This is a genomic window from Thiomicrorhabdus immobilis, assembly GCF_021654855.1.
Lineage (GTDB): Bacteria > Pseudomonadota > Gammaproteobacteria > Thiomicrospirales > Thiomicrospiraceae > Thiomicrorhabdus > Thiomicrorhabdus immobilis.
This window is the reverse complement of sequence record NZ_AP024202.1, coordinates 1,220,872-1,237,520: the sequence shown is the minus strand read 5'-3', so window position 1 is coordinate 1,237,520 and position 16,649 is coordinate 1,220,872. Positions and strand designations below refer to the sequence as shown.

At 41.5% G+C, this 16,649-nt stretch carries 13 protein-coding genes, 3 tRNA genes and 1 riboswitch; of the genes, 4 read left to right on the top strand and 12 right to left on the bottom strand.

What is annotated here, in order from left to right; all coding sequences use genetic code 11:
• Nucleotides 1–50: 50 nt before the first annotated feature.
• From L6421_RS05535 to thiC, 5 genes are all read right to left on the bottom strand, one after another.
• Nucleotides 51–431, bottom strand: coding sequence for a hypothetical protein (locus L6421_RS05535; RefSeq protein WP_237264388.1), 381 nt, complete (start codon nucleotides 429–431; stop codon nucleotides 51–53).
• A 226-nt stretch (nucleotides 432–657) separates the two neighbouring features.
• A complete protein-coding gene (locus tag L6421_RS05530) occupies nucleotides 658–1,449 on the bottom strand; it encodes a thiazole synthase (RefSeq protein WP_237264386.1) in 792 nt (263 codons plus the stop codon).
• Between the two features lie 2 nt (nucleotides 1,450–1,451).
• Nucleotides 1,452–1,649: a sulfur carrier protein ThiS gene (gene thiS / locus L6421_RS05525; RefSeq protein WP_237264384.1), complete on the bottom strand. Its 198-nt coding sequence runs from the start codon at nucleotides 1,647–1,649 to the stop codon at nucleotides 1,452–1,454.
• A 23-nt stretch (nucleotides 1,650–1,672) separates the two neighbouring features.
• Nucleotides 1,673–2,881: an FAD-dependent oxidoreductase gene (locus L6421_RS05520; RefSeq protein ID WP_237264382.1), complete on the bottom strand. Its 1,209-nt coding sequence runs from the start codon at nucleotides 2,879–2,881 to the stop codon at nucleotides 1,673–1,675.
• A gap of 3 nt (nucleotides 2,882–2,884) precedes the next feature.
• Complete coding sequence (gene thiC / locus L6421_RS05515) at nucleotides 2,885–4,828, bottom strand: phosphomethylpyrimidine synthase ThiC (protein WP_237264379.1); 1,944 nt, start codon at nucleotides 4,826–4,828, stop codon at nucleotides 2,885–2,887.
• Nucleotides 4,829–5,025: 197 nt separating this feature from the next.
• A riboswitch (TPP riboswitch) is annotated at nucleotides 5,026–5,124 on the bottom strand.
• A gap of 129 nt (nucleotides 5,125–5,253) precedes the next feature.
• Here thiC and L6421_RS05510 point away from each other — a divergent pair.
• Together L6421_RS05510 and L6421_RS05505 are read left to right on the top strand one after the other, a co-directional pair.
• Nucleotides 5,254–6,075, top strand: coding sequence for a tetratricopeptide repeat protein (locus L6421_RS05510; protein WP_237264377.1), 822 nt, complete (start codon nucleotides 5,254–5,256; stop codon nucleotides 6,073–6,075).
• Nucleotides 6,076–6,116: 41 nt separating this feature from the next.
• Complete coding sequence (locus tag L6421_RS05505; protein ID WP_237264375.1) at nucleotides 6,117–6,638, top strand: DUF3087 family protein; 522 nt, start codon at nucleotides 6,117–6,119, stop codon at nucleotides 6,636–6,638.
• 94 nt (nucleotides 6,639–6,732) lie between these two features.
• Here L6421_RS05505 and L6421_RS05500 read toward each other — a convergent pair whose 3' ends face one another.
• Nucleotides 6,733–7,323, bottom strand: coding sequence for an ANTAR domain-containing response regulator (locus tag L6421_RS05500; protein WP_237264373.1), 591 nt, complete (start codon nucleotides 7,321–7,323; stop codon nucleotides 6,733–6,735).
• A 457-nt stretch (nucleotides 7,324–7,780) separates the two neighbouring features.
• Between L6421_RS05500 and L6421_RS05495 the strand changes: the two genes are divergently transcribed.
• A complete protein-coding gene (locus L6421_RS05495) occupies nucleotides 7,781–10,198 on the top strand; it encodes a putative bifunctional diguanylate cyclase/phosphodiesterase (protein ID WP_237264371.1) in 2,418 nt (805 codons plus the stop codon).
• A 209-nt stretch (nucleotides 10,199–10,407) separates the two neighbouring features.
• On the opposite strand, the gene L6421_RS05490 is transcribed toward L6421_RS05495, so the two are convergent.
• The 5 genes from L6421_RS05490 to uvrC form a co-directional block, all read right to left on the bottom strand.
• A tRNA-Leu gene (locus L6421_RS05490) sits at nucleotides 10,408–10,494 on the bottom strand.
• A gap of 67 nt (nucleotides 10,495–10,561) precedes the next feature.
• Nucleotides 10,562–10,635 (bottom strand) — tRNA-Cys (locus L6421_RS05485).
• A gap of 3 nt (nucleotides 10,636–10,638) precedes the next feature.
• A tRNA-Gly gene (locus tag L6421_RS05480) sits at nucleotides 10,639–10,713 on the bottom strand.
• Between the two features lie 109 nt (nucleotides 10,714–10,822).
• Nucleotides 10,823–11,395 carry a CDP-diacylglycerol--glycerol-3-phosphate 3-phosphatidyltransferase gene (gene pgsA / locus L6421_RS05475; protein WP_237264369.1) on the bottom strand — a complete coding sequence of 191 codons (573 nt, stop codon included), beginning with the start codon at nucleotides 11,393–11,395 and terminating at the stop codon, nucleotides 10,823–10,825.
• 89 nt (nucleotides 11,396–11,484) lie between these two features.
• A complete protein-coding gene (gene uvrC / locus L6421_RS05470; RefSeq protein ID WP_237264367.1) occupies nucleotides 11,485–13,374 on the bottom strand; it encodes an excinuclease ABC subunit UvrC in 1,890 nt (629 codons plus the stop codon).
• A gap of 56 nt (nucleotides 13,375–13,430) precedes the next feature.
• Here uvrC and L6421_RS05465 point away from each other — a divergent pair, with 56 nt between their 5' ends.
• The gene (locus L6421_RS05465) at nucleotides 13,431–14,384 is read left to right on the top strand and encodes a S49 family peptidase (RefSeq protein WP_237264365.1); all 954 of its coding nucleotides are present in this window, start codon (nucleotides 13,431–13,433) and stop codon (nucleotides 14,382–14,384) included.
• 144 nt (nucleotides 14,385–14,528) lie between these two features.
• On the opposite strand, the gene L6421_RS05460 is transcribed toward L6421_RS05465, so the two are convergent.
• Nucleotides 14,529–16,475, bottom strand: a complete 1,947-nt coding sequence (locus L6421_RS05460; RefSeq protein ID WP_237264363.1) for a peptidoglycan-binding domain-containing protein — start codon at nucleotides 16,473–16,475, stop codon at nucleotides 14,529–14,531.
• Nucleotides 16,476–16,649 lie beyond the last annotated feature (174 nt).

Here is a 16,649-nt window from a genome sequence, read left to right as displayed (position 1 = left end):
AATCATCTTTAATTTAATGGATCACATCTATTTTAAGATGATTAGGCAAGTTAACGTTTTCCGCCACCGCCTCCAGAACGATTCATACTTCCAGAGCCTTGACGTTGTCCACCCTGAGCACCGCTAGCTTGACGCTGACCATTATTTGTACCTGCAGCTGATGACACATCACGTTTACCGTTTTCAGCTTTTTCTAATTGCTTTTCAAACTGATTTTGATGCTGATAAAGGTGTTTTTTCTGAACCTGTTTCTGAACACCATCACCCTGAGGAACTGCCGGACCCATTCGTTGTTGAGTTTGTAGTTGAGTATTCTGTTGCGTTTGCAACTGAACCGCATCCTCTGCATAAGCCAACGACGCCGCTGAACCAAATGCGAATAATAAAGCCAAACCAACCACACCTGTTTTTAGACCATTAACCACTTTCATGTTGTTCTCCTTTAAATCGAACATATGTAATTTATTTACATTTATAGTATATAAGAATTTAGCCTAATAAATACCACCCTTACAGGTGATATTTAGATAAAAACTAGACTCAAATCAAGAAATACGCTGAAATTAAGGCGAGCATCAAATAAAACCAAGCTCATTATAATTAGTCGTTTGGTTATATTTTTTATACATTACATTGTCGACATCAACGGCGATCAAACTATGCTGAATGGTGCCAAAATGGTGAATCAATCGTTGGTGTGCTGGGGTTGGCCGATTTCTGTTCCGCCATCGGCCCTGCTAAATAAGCTCCACGCCCCGCTTCAATTGCTTTTTTGAAAGCGATTGCCATTCGTTCAGGTTGATTGGCATGTGCAATTGCCGTATTGAGTAGAATGGCATCATAGCCCATCTCCATAGCCTGTACCGCATGAGAAGGCACACCAATCCCAGAATCCACTATCAAAGTAATATCAGGAAAACGATCTCGAATCGCTTGTAAGGCGTAAGGGTTTAACAGTCCTTTTCCTGTACCAATCGGTGATCCCCAAGGCATTAATACTTCGCACCCTAATTCCACTAGATGGCGTGCGATCACTAAGTCATCGGTACAGTATGGCAACACCTTGAATCCATCATTTAATAGAATTTCAGCCGCTTTGACCAAGTCAATCGGGTCGGGCTGTAAATTGTAATCATCCCCCACCAATTCCAACTTCACCCAGTCGGTTTGGAAGATTTCTCTACTCATTTTTGCCATATTGACGGCATCTTTAACCGAGTGGCAACCTGCGGTATTCGGTAAAAGGTGCACACCCAATGATTGGATAATACTCCAAAAATTTTGTCCGCCCTGCTGTTGCGGGTTTTGCCGACTAATTGACAAAGTCACCACTTGCGCACCTGACGCTTTAATGGCGTCTTGCATAATTTGTGGTGAAGGATACAAAGCGCTCCCCACAAATAGACGGCTGTTTAACTTGGTTCCATAAATTGAAAAGCTATCTTGCATTTTCAGCCTCCTTGAATGGCGCCAACAACGTCTATTTTATCGCTGTCTTTTAACCAGGTACAGCCATGCTCTGACTGCGGTAAAAACTCACCATTTAACAGGATGGCGTAAGGCTGAGATGCCTTATAAATTTCCAACACTTCCGTTAACTTGATTTCTTTATCAAAGGTGAGTATCTGTTGATTGATTGTAATATTCATTCTCTATCCTCAAGAGAGCTTAGCTAACTTGCTTTATTTAGATTTTTGTACGGTTTTTTATATGGGTTTACAAAACTGACCAGGCCTGGTGGGTTTACAAACTGACTTTCATTGCTTGTGACACCGCTCTCTGTTGGGCAGTTTTCTTGCCTATCTGCTTGCTTATCTACTTGCTTAATCAACTGCAGACAGGCCTTAACCATCATTGGAGCCAATAAATAGCCATGTCTAAACAAGCCATTAACGGTAATTCGATTTTTGTGCTGAAAAATTTTAGGGTGATTATCCAAAAAGGCTGGACGTAACCCGGCATCAATACTCACAATTTCCGCCTCTGCAAAACCACTATGCACACTGAAACAAGCCGATAAAAGTTCAAGCACCGAACGTACGGTTGGTTTACGATTATCCTCCGATTCCAACTGTGTGGCCCCTATCACGAAATGATGATTTTCCTTAGGTGCGATGTAAATCGGATAACGGGGATGCATTAACCTAACAGGCCTGTTCAAAGTCACCGCCGGCGCGTGCACTCGCACCACCTCGCCCCTTACCCCTCGAAAAGAGATGGCGTCTTTATCCAACTTTGACTTAACAGCCGAAACGGCTTCGAGGTCCTTTTGTAATCCGAATCCACGACAATCGATAATCCAGTCGAAGTCATTCAAAGGCTGATGGTTAATCAATACCTCATCAGAATTAACCTCTACATCGGCATGACAATGCCAAGCCACATCATTGTTTCTTATTTGGATAGCCAACGCTTCCAGCAACTGCCTATTGTCCAATTGTGCTTCATTGGGCAGGTATAATCCCTTAGCGAAACGAGAAGTAATCTCAGGCTCCAGACTGTTTATTTGCATTGCATTCAAGGTTTCAAAGCCATGACCTTTTAAACGCGATTTAAACTGCGTTAAAGCGGCCATATCCTGTTCAAAAGCCACAATCAAACTGCCCGCTTGCTGAAAGTAGACTTTGCTATCCAGCTGAGCCAAAAACTCTGGCCATAAGGCCAAAGCTGCTTCACCCATTTGCATTATCTCAAGCGAACAGTCCGCTGATTCCGCCAGCGGCGCCAACATGGCGGCAGCTAAATAACCCGCGCTATGTTCAGCATCGCCGCTGTCTTTATCGAACAAAGAAACGTCAAACTCCTGCATAAGGGAGACGGTTAACATCCTCCCTAATAAACCCGCACCTAAAATGGCCACCTTAGGTTTTGTTGCAAGCATGATTTACGCTTCCTTTTGGTAAATTTCGCTACCGGCATCTCTAAATTCTTTGGATTTTTCTTTCATACCAGATTGAATCGATTCCAAGGAGATTTCAGTGATTTGTCCATTTTGCGCCGCTTGTTCCTGCGCATCGGCATAATCACGCACTTCTTGGCTGATTTTCATAGAGCAGAATTTAGGCCCGCACATCGAACAGAAATGCGCCACTTTACCGGATTCCTGCGGAATGGTTTCATCGTGATATGCACGGGCACGTTCCGGGTCTAAACCCAGGTTGAACTGATCTTCCCAACGGAACTCAAAACGTGCTTTTGATAAAGCATTATCACGAATCTGCGAACCAGGATGCCCTTTGGCCAAATCACCCGCATGCGCGGCTATTTTGTATGCCATCAAGCCCTCTTTAACATCGTCTTTGTTAGGCAGGCCTAAATGCTCTTTAGGTGTCACATAACATAGCATGGCACAGCCGTACCATCCGATATTCGCAGCACCAATCCCTGATGTGATATGGTCGTAACCTGGTGCGATATCGGTCGTCAATGGCCCTAAAGTGTAAAAAGGCGCTTCATCACACTCTTTGATCTGCTTTTCAACATTCTCTTTGATCATGTGCAAAGGGATATGTCCTGGGCCTTCGATAATCACTTGCACATCGTGTTTCCAAGCGATTTTAGTCAGTTCTCCCAAGGTTTCCAATTCTGCAAACTGTGCTTCATCGTTGGCATCGGCAATCGACCCCGGACGCAAACCATCTCCTAAAGAGAAAGTCACATCATAGGCTTTCATGATTTCGCAGATATCTTCAAAATGGGTATATAAGAAGTTTTCTTGGTGATGCGCCAAACACCACTTCGCCATAATCGAGCCTCCACGCGAAACGATACCAGTAACTCGTTTAGCCGTCATAGGCACATAACGCAACAATACTCCGGCATGAATCGTGAAGTAATCCACCCCTTGTTCTGCCTGTTCAATCAGGGTATCTCTAAATACCTCCCAAGTCAGGTCTTCAGCAATACCGTTGACTTTTTCTAAAGCTTGATAAATCGGTACCGTACCAATCGGCACTGGGGAATTGCGCATAATCCACTCACGCGTTTCATGGATATTACGCCCGGTAGAGAGGTCCATTACCGTGTCCGCACCCCATTTCGTCGCCCAAACCAATTTTTCAACTTCTTCGGCAATCGAAGATCCAACCGAAGAGTTACCGATATTGGCATTCACTTTGATTAAGAAGTTACGCCCGATGATCATCGGTTCAGATTCTGGGTGATTGATATTACATGGAATGACCGCACGGCCACGCGCCACTTCGTCACGAACGAACTCAGGGGTTATCTCTTTAGGGATACTGGCACCAAAAGATTCTCCAGCGTGTTGTTGGGTAAGAATCTGTTCACGAACTTCCGCACGTTTCATGTTTTCACGGATTGCGATATATTCCATCTCCGGGGTGATAATACCCTGGCGAGCGTAATGCATTTGCGTGACATTCTTACCCGGTTTGGCTCTCTTAACATCCGGTAAGTTTTCAAAACGAATATGGTCCAAACCTTCTTTAGCCAAACGTCCCTGAGTGTATTTTGACGTTACCGACTCTAATGTCTCCACATCATCACGCGCTTCAATCCAATTCTCTCGGAATTTAGGTAACCCTTTATAAACATCGATCTCAATATTCGGATCGGTATAAGGTCCAGAAGTATCGTAAACAGGCACCGCTTCATTTTTTTCGTATACTGGATTGTCTTCACTGCCGCTTACATAGGTATCACTCACATCAATTTGACGCATCGCCACCTTGATTGGGTGCAATTTACCCTCTACATATATTTTTTTAGAATTGGGAAAAGATTGTCCCGAAACGTTTTGAATAAATGCTTCAGCTTCAGCACGTCTTTGACGACGGTCAGTAGAAAGATGGTTGTTTGAACTCATAACTCAGCCTTATTTTTAAATCATTCGTAAATAAAAGGCGAAGCTGTTTAGACATGTAGATTCAGATTAAGAGGCAATAGCAATTCAATTCAAAACTTAAAACACACAACAAGAATTTGTCTTATCTTATTGTATTTCTGATAAATTCCAGTTTTGAAAACCTTCGTTCTAAACGTTTTTACTATTGACACAAGATTTGTGTAAATCTGATTGTTCCCTTCGCTGGCATTATCCAGATCAGGTTCTACGGATCCCGCTTTCGCGATCTCAGCCTAAAGGCACTCCGACATAAAATCAGCAGCAAGTATATAGCATTTTCAAACAAAACATAAATTAAAATATAAAATCAGTTTAAATACATTATCATTACAAGATTATTGTTTTTACGTACTTTAATTAACTGAATGACCTGAATGACCAATATGATGAAAAAACACACAATTACTTTACTGTTCACCCTTCTTTTACCAATCACTTCTTATGCTGAAACGGTTTTCAACGCCAATACTTGTAATCGTATTTTTAAAAACCAAGGTAATGAAACTTGCCTAAAGGCGATTAAAGGCGATGCCAATTCAGGCTATGCAATGGCTAGAGTGTTTGGCGATCCCAAAAGTGGTGCCTTAACCAATATCGACTATGCTTTTTATTGGCATCTGAAACTTTCACGCCAGGTTATCAAGCAAAACCTTACCGACAAGCCATTTATCATGACCCTCTATAACACCGGAGTTTTATACACTGATGGATTAGGCACTCAGCAAAACCTCAAAAAAGGTTTTTATTGGTTCACTCAAGCCGCCGAACGTGGCGAACCTCTTGCCATGTTACGTTTAACCCATGCCTATGAATTTGGAATTGGTACCACTAAAAATCAACAGCAAAGTCTTTACTGGTTGAATAAAGCGGTCAACCTTCATCATCCCAAAGCACTCATCGCTATGTCTAAACATTTAATAGAGGGCAATGGAGTTGAGAAAAACGCCTCTTTAGCGGTTAAGCATTTAAAAGAGGCGGCTCAGCAAAATGATGCGGAAGCAAACTTTCTTCTAGGCAACGTCTATTTAGGCGGTGTTCTAGCCAGTAGAGATTTAACCGAGTCCAAAAAGTGGTACGCCCAAAGCTGTCAACTCAATCTTTTAGCTGGCTGTAAGCGTTATTACGATATTGATAGCAACAGCCCTTCTCTAAACCAATTTCTAAATAAAATGCCATCATCAGATGACATAAACACGCTAAACCAGTAGAATCGGCAGCATTAATTTTTTAACAACTAACCTGGTATACGATGTTTAAAATAGAAGAGATTGACCCAATTTATTACCGTAAACAGACGCGTAAAGCGACCCTTATCGTAATGGCGATTTTTATCGTTATTGGTTTTTTTACCGCAACCATGGCGGTGGATTTATTTGGTGAATATTCCAGCAACCATTTGGTTTTAAATTTTATGGGGGCGTTTGTCGGTTTACTGATCACGGCAGGAATTGTAAAAGTCTTTTTTGCCGATAAAGAGTGGATGAAAGAAGGTATTTACGCCTGGCGTCTAAAACGTAACTTGATGTATATTTCCAATGTCCTCAACAATGTCAAACAGGCCGTTGAGGATGGCGACCAACAAGCGATGAAAATTTTGCGTTTTTATCACTTAGGTCTCGAGCAAATGCACCGTTTGGAAGATAACAATCAGGCCCTGATTGACGTGGTCGCAGAGAAACGTGAGCTTGAAGACAAAATGCAAGCATTGGAATTGGAACTAAACCAAGTTGAATTTGATTTTGCTTGGTCAGACGCTTATAAAAACCAATGAAAACTCAAGTTCATAAAGCTTAAGACTCCAACAAAACGCCACTGCAAATCACTCTGTTTGCAGTGGCTTTTTTATATAAGGTGCCCTACAGTTACTAAATCCCTTCCAAGCCGATTAAAACACCGCAAACTTCGTGAGAAATCACCGATATTTTCTTGCCTTGATCCATCGCCATTTTTCTCAAGGTTTTATAAGCCTCGTTCTCACTCATGTTTTTATGTTCCATCAACAACCCCTTAGCCTTTTCAATCACAGCTCGTTCTGATAGCTTATCTTTAACAGATGCCAACTCTTTACGTACAGCCTGGCACTCATTAAAACGCATGATTGCGACATCGATAATCGGTTTTACTCGTTCTGGAGCCTTACCATCCACAATGTAGGCCGCAACGCCCGCTTTAACCGATTTTTCTATAATTTTTGAATCGGAATCATTACTAAAACACACAACAGGCTTTGGGCAAAAATCCCTGACAATCGAGAACTGTTCAAACAAATCAACGGACGGCTTATCAATATCAAGGATAATCAAATCGATACTTAGCGAATCTAGTTTTTGTAAGAAATTTTCGCTTGAGGAGCATTTGTGAACCTGTGAGGCGCCAGCCCTACTCAGCCCCTCTTGAATAGAACCGGTTTCTGTTGGATTATCGCTTATAAGAAGCACCGAGAAAGTTAACTGCATATTTTTCACCCTTGAAAACAATACTTTTTAAAAAACCTAATCCAAAAGAGTGCCACTGCAACCATTATCTAATATAAACATAAACTTATAGTAAAAAAGACTATAAAAAGTGATCCATACAGAAACAAAACAACTAAAATTTGAACCTTAATGGTGCAGCTTTTAATAAAAAACAACATTGGCCGGAATTTAATATCTAGACTACAAAAAATCTAATCGATATCGATCAAGCAAACTCCATTTACCGCTTCTTATATATAAATAAAAGAAATGGAATTTGTTTTAAACGGCCATCCTGATAATCTATACTTACCTATAATTTTGACCAAAGAACTCATACTGTTTACAAATGATAAAAACCACTAAAAATCCACCAAGCCTTCGCAAGCGCTATATTTCACTCACGATATTTCTTGGATTGTTTGTCATCTTATTTGTATCTTTCAGTTACAACAATTTGGTCACGACCAGAGACGCAGTAAATTCTGCTTACAAGGGCATCTTAAAAGAGCAGTCTAATCTTGAAGGATTAAGAAACACCCTACTGACAATCAATCAAGATATAAACCTTTTTTTACTTGATCCGTTAAATGAAGACCTTATTCATAAAATTGACATCAACACTAATAATGCAATCAACAAGTTAACCGCGCTCAGTGAATCTAAACACCCTTTTCACAAAGACTTAAAAGCGATTTCCGAGCGGACATCAAAAAACTTCTACATCCTTAAAAGCAAAATCAATATCTTGGTTAAATTCCGCCTGGACATTAATAAACAATACCCAGGATTAGACATATCAGCCAATATAATGGAGAACCAACAAAACTCGATAAAATCTGGTTTTGAAATCTTGATTAATGAAATCGAATCTGGCGACCTACAGGTAAAATCACCTCAGATATACCCATTATTATTGAAATCTTACTCAGTATGGATCAGCGCCATCTCGCAAACACGTATCTATATGGCCAACAGGCTTGCATCATTTTCATCGGATATTCTCGATGAACAAGGAAACAGCCTTAAAGACATCTATACCCTATTTACCAATAACATCAAAACTCTCAATCGACTCTATCGCCATGAAGACAGTTTTGAAGCGAATGACATTCTTAAATCGGCAATAACAACCAGCCAATCGTGGTATGAAAACTTCGTAACTCTAAGGGAAATTTCAGAATCCGACAAATGGCGTTCAGACACTCTTATCATCAAGACCCAAGTTTTTCCACTAGTAGAACAAGTAGTCCAAAACCTGAATGAAATAGACAAAACCCTAAATGATGAGAAACAAAATACAGATCAAGAATTAAAGAAAAGTGACGACCAGTTCAATAAACTGATTTTTGTCATTATTGCGCTTTTCATGTTGTTCATTGCGGCTATTTTAATCTCAATGCAATGGATGGTTTTCACCCCTATCCATAAAGTGACTTTGGCACTTCGCTCCAAAGCCTTTGATATTGACCTACCCAATATCGAATCTTCAAAAACCCTTGAGGTTGGCCAATTGATAGATGCCTTTATTGAAATGGATGAAGAAGTGACACAACGTCAAAACGCCTTAGAACATCAAGCGATGCACGATCACTTAACAGGGTTACCGAATCGTTTTCTTCTCAATCAGAGAATTGAGTATCAACTACTCCATTCAGAAAGACAAAACACGCCTTTTTCCATGTTTTTGATGGATTTAGATTTCTTTAAAGATATTAACGATACTCTTGGACATGCTGCAGGAGACCATCTTTTAATAGAAGTTTCGCAACGCATCAAAAACTCTATCCGTAAATCGGATACTTTGGCAAGACTAGGGGGTGATGAGTTCGCAATCCTTCTGCCTGAAACTAAAAAGGAGACCGCATCTAAGCTTGCCGAGAGCATCATTCAAAAGTTAAGTGATACCATTGATATCGACAATCAAAAGGTCAGCATTGGCATCAGTATTGGCATTGTGAACTACCCCGATGATGGAATAGACATTGAAACACTCTTACAACATGCCGACATGGCCATGTATACGGCCAAACGTGAACGTGCGGGTTATGTGTTTTATGACTCCTCACAAAACACCTACAGCAAAGCCAGACTGAGTCTCAACCATGATATTATCGAAGCCTTAGAACACGATCAGTTTGATATCTACTTTCAACCCAAGATTGATGCAGTCACTCAAAATTTATGCGGAGCAGAAGGTTTATTGCGCTGGAAGCATAAAGATTATGGTTTCATTTCACCTGAAAAAGTCATTGAAAGCGCTGAACGTGCCGGTGTTATCCATAAACTCACATTAAGCATGATAGAAAAAGCCATCTCCGCATGTAGCCAATGGCATAAATCTGGCCACAAGATATCTGTGGCAGTAAACCTATCGGTAAGAGACCTTTCAAATAAAGACCTGACCACTAAAGTGAAAGAGTTCATGGACAAATATGCCCTCGAATATCACTTTTTAACTCTTGAAATCACCGAAAGCATCATGATGGAGAACCTCGCCATATCGCTAGAAGTCTTGCAGAAACTCAATAAATTGGGTGTCCATATCTCGATTGATGATTTTGGAACAGGCTTTTCCTCACTCGCCTATTTAAAAAAACTACCTGTCAATGAGTTAAAAATAGACAAATCATTTATCATTGAGATTAACCAGGATGCAAATGATAAAAAGATTGTGAGTGCTATTATCAATTTAGGTCACAATCTTGGACTAAATGTTGTTGCAGAAGGCATTGAAACGCAGAAATCTATGGATATGATCAAGGCTATGGGCTGCGATCAAATGCAGGGTTACTTCATTAGCAAACCAATATGCAAAACGTCTTTCCAGAAGTATCTTGAAAACCATGAAAAAAACAGTAACCCTAACTGTTAATCTACAATAAAACCTCTTCTCATACTGCTTGAGCTAAAAGCGCTTTATAAACTCATATCAAACAAAACACATCTAAAGAGCTTGCTTAAAGAGGTTCTTAACAGTGTTTTGCACCATTAATAGACTGACTGAAAACAATAGACAACAAAAACCAGGAAGTAGAAATAAAAAAAGCCAGGTTAGAACAATCTAACCTAGCCTTTAGAATATGGTGCCCAGGGCCGGAGTCGAACCGGCACAGTATTTCTACCGGGGGATTTTAAGTCCCCTGCGTCTACCAATTTCGCCACCTGGGCATAGTGATTTGCATCGCCATGCTTTTCAAATTTTTGTCAATTCAACAAACTTGGTAAGTAAGTAAATTGGAGGCGGAACCCGGAGTCGAACCGAGGTCCACGGATTTGCAATCCGCTGCATAGCCACTCTGCCATTCCGCCATTTGGAGCGGGAAACGAGGATCGAACTCGCGACCCCAACCTTGGCAAGGTTGTGCTCTACCGCTGAGCTATTCCCGCTTGATGGGGCGTATTATAGGGGCTGAAGCATAAAGGTCAAGCACTTTTTATGAAAAAAATTAAAAAGAATTTTATTTTTTTGGGGTAAAAAACCACTTACACGCTAAGTCTATGATTCTGTTGAACGAATAATTTCAGGTAAAGCGGCTACGGTATATTGCACCCAGGTGATAACCGTCAATAGCGCAGCAAAATACAGCATTGGGAAACCTAGTTCTCCCCAATTTACACCCCACAAAGTACCGCCATATAACAACCAGGTCAACGCCGCTAACTGAGAAGCCGTTTTGATTTTACCCAGTTTAGATACGGCGACCACTTCTCGAGCATTGTTCTCGGCCATCCATTCACGTAGAGCGGAGATGCCGATTTCTCGCATCATAATCAATACGGCTGAAATGATGACATAGATATTGTCATGATATTCTGCCGCCACGACAATCAAGGCCGCGGCCACAATCAATTTATCCGCAACAGGGTCTAAAAAAGCGCCTAACTTGCTATCAGAACCTAGTTTTCTGGCTAAGTAGCCATCAAACCAATCCGTGATGGCCGCAACCATAAAAGCTAGACCAGCCCAAAAACGGGCATCTTCAATAGGAGCGTAATAACAAACCAGAAAGACTGGAATCAGTACAACACGACTCCAGGTCATCATCATCGGTAAGGATTTAATTGACATAATTACTCTTTTAACTGCAAATAAAATAATGGCATGAATACTACCACACCTGACAAAAATCTTGTTGATTGAAATTAAATTTGAAGACTTTAAAAACCGCCATGAAAGAAATCATAGATTTTTTGGGCTTTTTCTAAACTTATACCCTTCACTTTTTGGAGTTCTGAAACCGAGGCCTCTTTTACCTCGGTTAAGCCGCCAAAATGCACCAATAGTTGCTTACGTGTTTTAGGACCAATTCCTTCGATTGCTTCTAGGCTGGATTGCGTTTGTGCCTTGGTTCTTTTCGCCCTATGTGAGGTAATGGCAAAACGGTGAGCCTCATCTCGAATATGGTTGATTAGATGTAATGCGATATCATCTGACTCCAAATCAATCCCCTCTAGATTGTACGGTGTATAGAGGATTTCCAATCCAGCCTTGCGCCCTTCCCCTTTGGCCACAGAGACCAATGGCACGTGCTCAAGTTCCAATGACTTTAAAACATCAATCGCTTGAGAGAGCTGTCCTTTACCCCCGTCAACCACAATTAAGTCCGGTAACGCATCCTCCTCTTTCTTTAAGCGTGCATAGCGACGTTGCATGGCTTGATGCATGGCGGCATAGTCATCTCCTGGCTGAATACCTTCTATATTGAATTTTCGATAGGCCTGGGTATTCGGAATTCCATCATTGAACACCACACAACTGGCAATTGTCATTTGACCTTGTGTATGGCTAATATCAAAACATTCCATGTAATTGGGCGGATTGACCAACGCTAACACTTCTTGCAAAGCTTGCACCCTTTGGATTTGCGTTGCGCGTTGCGTCATATGTTGTTTTAGCCCCGACAAAGCATTAGTGGTGGCTAGTTGCACCAAACCTTTATTAACCTGGTTATGGGCACCTTTTATCAGCACCGCTTTTTGTCTTTGTTCTTTTAACCAGGCCTGGATAACGGCTTTATCTTCCAAGTCACAATCTAGAACCAGTTCAGCTGGAACGGGGTGTTCCTGGTAATGCTGAGTGATGAAAGCGGCAATCACTTCCTGTTTTTCATACACATCTGAAAGTTTTGGATAATAGTGCTCACTGCCCCATAGATTACCTCCCCGATACATCATCAGGCATACGCAAACCTGAGAGGCTTGCTCTGCTACCGCAATCACATCCATATCTTTCGACCCGGGTTGATTGATAAGATGCTGGCTTTGTATCGCTCTTAAAGCTGAAACTTGATCACGATAGCGTGCCGCTTGTTCGAACTCCAACTCTGCGGAAGCTTGTTCCATTTTTTGTCCAAGCTCTTCAATCACCTCAAAACTCTTGCCTTGCAGAAACCCTAAAGTATGACGAACATCTTCCTGATACTGTTCTTTGGTTACCAAACCTTCAACACAAGGTCCAGAACAACGTTTGATTTGATATTGCAAACAAGGTCGAGAACGATGGTTAAAAACACTCTCGGCACACTGTCTTACCGGAAAGATTTTTTGCAACGATTGCAATGTCTGATGCACGGCAGACGCATTGGGAAAAGGTCCGAAATACTCACCAACACGGCGTTTAGCGCCACGGTGATAACTCAAAGCCGGAAACGTCTTTGAAGTGGAAACAAAAATATAAGGGTAGGATTTATCATCTCTAAAAAGTATATTATACTTAGGCTTATAACGCTTTATTAATGTATTTTCTAATATAAAAGCTTCACTATCCGTATCAGTAACCGTAACTTCCACACGTGCGATTTGCATCACCATTTTGGCGGTTTTAATCTCATCGTGTCGCTTTTTGAAGTAACTGGAAACTCGACGCTTTAAGTTCTTAGCTTTACCCACATAAATAATCGTACCTTTGGCGTTTATCATCCGATAGACCCCAGGTCTTTCTGTCAATTGCTTTAAAAAAGCCTCAATATCAAATTCGTCGACTGGAGTGTCGACACTGACAGATGTTTGATTATTTTCATTGTTTGTTTGGATATTATCTTGGGTCATAAACTAGAAACGGTTAGAATTGATTGCTTATATGCACACATTATAAAGGATAAAAAATGGATCAAGAGCCTCAAAACTCACAACAAGGATTTAATCGTTTGGCGATTGCCGTTGAATCTTTAGTAAAACAAGAACGTTGGAGTCGTCGTTTTGCCAATTTACTTAAGTTAGCGGTTGCCGGTTACATCATATTTTTTGTCTATATCGCGAGCCAAAACATCTCTTCTGGTGATGAGTTTGATTCGCTGAATAACAGTAAACCCCATGTAGCGGTGGTGAAATTGGATGGTCCTATCATGCCAGGTACAAAAACCAGTGCTGAAGCAATTAAGCCATTACTCCAAGAGGCATTCAAAAACAAAGCAAGTGAAGCCGTCGTTATCTTGGCCAACTCACCTGGAGGCAGCCCAGTTCAATCAGCATTGATCAATGATGAAATTGAACGTTTAAAAACCAAATACCATAAACCGGCTTATGTGGTCGTCGAAGATTTATGTGCTTCTGGCTGCTATTACATTGCCGTGGCAGCAGATAAAATTTATGCCAATGAAGGTTCAATGGTGGGTTCTATTGGTGTAAGAATGGATACCTTTGGTGTAACCAGCCTGATGGAAAAACTTGGGGTTGAAAACCGCTCAATGCATGCTGGTGAACACAAGACCTTTATCGATCCATTTAGCGAAAAAGATGAGGCAGGACGTAAATTCTTCCAGGAACACGTTTTAGAGCGTACCCACCAACAGTTTATCAATGCGGTGCGTGATGGTCGTGGTGACAGAATCAAAGAAACACCTGACACCTATACCGGCCTAGTTTGGCTGGGTGACGAAGCGACCGAAAACGGATTGATCGATGGTTTAGGTGACCTGGGCCATGTCGCCAGGGATGTCATCGGTAATGAAAACATCCGTTTTTATGAAGGTAAAAAATCGGTAATTGAAGAACTGATGGGGGATATCGGCACACAAACCGCTAGCAAGCTTTCTATGTTCCTATCAACCATGCATTAAGCTCTAAGCTCCAAGCATTGACCATCAAAGCTACCAGGCCTGGTAGCTTTTAATAGCAGACAAAACCACAAAATCAAACAGCCCGCATTTGCGGGCTGTTTTCCAATCAAATCCCCGCTATAAACGGATACTAATTCGTTGTGTTTACTCTTTCTCAAAAACACCTAAATGTTCAAAGACTTCCAGGGTTAACTGTCCGTAAGCTAAACCATTCGCTTTCTGATAGGCCTTAACCGCATCCAAGGTATTGATTCCCCAGACTCCGTCAACCACAACCAAATCCAAAGGAGGACTCGGTTTCAGATACCCTTTCTCTTTTAAAGCCAACTGCAACGCTTTAATAATTTCAGCACTCCGGCTCACCTTGCATAAGGTGGCACGGAACTCCATGACACCGTTATATACATTCTCACCATTTTCCGATGTCTGTGGCACTTCTGAACGTGCACGACAACGCCATACCTTGTTACCATCAACCGTGCCATAAACAAGATACTTGGCGGTGTCGACCGCATCCGTCACCTTAAAAGTGTCGCCAGGGACTCTCACCAGCTTAATCGTCTTAGCGATATCACCGTTATCTACGACAGGCATGGTTTCGCCAGCGGTTTGATGCACATCCATCTTCTCAACCATCTTCTCGGCGACCTTATGTCCGCTTTGTGCTAATGGCAAAATGTCTTTATCAACCGGTGTTGCTGTTTCACTTGCTGTCTGAGAATGCACTACCACGCTATTGGCTGGCTTGATTCGCATCGGGTCAGCCGAAAACACGCCAAGATGTTCAAGCGATTCAATCGTCAACTGACCGAAAAGCAGACCGTTCTGTTGTTGATATTCTTTAAGTGCCATCAAAGTAGACTCACCCCAAACACCATCAATTAATTGGTCCTGAGTTAAGGTATCCGACTTCAGATAACCTTTGCTATATAACTCATACTGCAAGGCCGTCATCGTTGCAACATCACGGCTCATCTTACACAGGGTCGCGCTCAATTCGGTTTTGGTTTTTTCATAAGTCCATACACCCGGTTTTATCTCATTTGGTGTCAAGGCGTTGGCTGCACAACGGAAATAACGCACCCCTTCCAATTCTTTATAAAGCACCAGCTTACGTGAAGTAGGTATGATTTTTTCAATCACAACGGCTTGTTTAGCCACTTCAGGTGCACTGATGATAGCTGAACCATGAGTGTCAGCAGCGCTAGCCAGCTGTTCTACTGGTTCAACTTGATCGTGAACGGCAATCACCGCAGGTTTTTGAACCTCACTTTGGCCGGGTTTTTCCTCTGAACCCTCTACCTTCGGCAGCTCATCCGTGGTTTCAGCCATTCCGACCTGATTAATCGCAGCGGTTTCGGCTGTAGTTTCTGATTTAGGCTCGGCTTTTTCTTCTGTAGCCACTTTAACCAATTGAATCTCATTCACACCCAACATATCAAGCGGTGCGGTTTGTACATCAAACACCCCGATATGCTCTAAAGTTTCAATGGTCAACTGCCCTAACAACAGGCCTTTGTCTTGTTGATATTCTTTTACCGCCACTAAGGTGGTTTCTCCCCAAATGCCATCAATCAGCTGATCTTTAGTCAGAGTGTCGGATTTCAAATAACCGAGCTTATACAAGCTATTCTGCAATTTAAGGATTGTCGACTTATCACGACTGGATTTACAAAGAGTGGCACTTAGCTCTAGCTTATCTGTAGAGTAAGTTACCAGCCCTTTTTCGGTTGTAACCGGTGTTAAGGAATTGGCCGCACAACGGAAATATTCAACGCCATTAAGTTTTTTATATAAAACAGGCTGTCTATTTTCTGGAATGATTTTTTTAATCTGTTTTTGATGATCTAGCGCCTGAATGGGTTGAGAAACGTTGGTTTTTTTAGATTTGTCCGCCAAGGTTGTTTGGGTATATTGTCTGGCCAAAATATCATCAAACACTCTTTTTTGTTTCGCTTGATACATTAATTCTCGATTAATACGTGCACGTTCTTCAGCTTTTGCTCTTTCGACAATCAAATCAATATCCGCTTGATTCAATTTACGTGAACTTGACGAGCTTCCATTATCTGAGGTCGAGGCGCACCCCATTAAAGACAATCCAATAATTGATACTGTAACAAACCTTGTTAAACGCATTTTATTCCCTAAATTTTCAATCTCTTCAATACACAATTATGAGTACACAACCTTTTTTCGCTAGCTATTATAAATTTTTCAGCATTTAACATCTGTTAATTGACCAAAATAATATTGATAAGTCCC